Genomic DNA, 914 nt, shown 5'->3' with positions numbered 1-914 from the left:
CTGCCGTACTTCACGATCGTGTATTTCGGCATTCTGAAGGCTGGTGCCACGGTGGTGCCGCTCAACATCCTGCTGACCGCGCGTGAGGTCGCCTATCACCTCGACGACTCCGATGCGAAGGCGTATTTCGCGTTCGAGGGCGCGCCGGGTGTGCCGATCGGCGACCATGCCTGGGAGGGCTTCAACCAGGTCGAGGGCGTCAAGGACTTCTTCCTCATCAAGCTCGATTCGGCCGCTCCGGCGCCGTTGGAGGGACCGGAGTACTACGCCCCGTTGGTGGCCGAGCAGTCGCCGGTCTTCGAGAGCGTGGCGCGCGATGACGATGACACGGCGGTCATCTTGTACACGTCGGGGACCACGGGTCAGCCCAAGGGCGCTGAGCTGCGGCATCGCAATATGTACGACAACGCGGCGTTGGGCGAGTCGACCTTCCAGGCCGATGAGAACAACCCGGACACCTATCTCGCTGTCCTGCCGCTGTTCCACATCTTCGGCCAGACGGTCATCCAGAACGGCTCGCTGCTGTATGGCGGCACGATGGTGATGTTGCCGCGTTTCGAGGCCGAGCCGGCGATCAGGCTGCTGTTGAGTGAGAAGGTGACCTTCTTCGCCGGGGTGCCGACGATGTACTGGGGTCTGCTGGGTGCGCTCGATGAGACGGTCGATGTCGCTGAGATCGCCAGGAACCTGCGGGTGGCGGCCGCTGGCGGCGCGGCGCTGCCCGGCGATATCCACCGGCAGTTCGCCGAGAAGTTCGGTGTCACGATCCTGGAGGGCTATGGCCTGTCGGAGACCTCGCCGGTCGCCTCGTTCTCGCCGTGGGGTAAGCCGCCGGTGGTGGGTTCGATCGGCACGCCGGTCAAGGGGGTGGAGATGAAGCTCATCGACAACGAGTGGAACGAGATTGCCGATGA

General features: G+C 64.3%; 1 protein-coding gene. It reads left to right on the top strand.

Translation table 11 applies throughout. From position 1 onward, the window contains the following. Positions 1 to 18: 18 nt before the first annotated feature. Positions 19 to 914 (top strand): AMP-binding protein (locus JL108_RS19625; protein ID WP_307837336.1); only part of this gene is annotated, 896 nt, incomplete at its 3' end.

Origin of the sequence: Aeromicrobium sp. YIM 150415 (assembly GCF_016918125.1) — a bacterium.
GTDB classification, from domain to species: domain Bacteria; phylum Actinomycetota; class Actinomycetes; order Propionibacteriales; family Nocardioidaceae; genus Aeromicrobium; species Aeromicrobium piscarium.
This window is presented reverse-complemented; position numbering and strand designations above follow the sequence as displayed.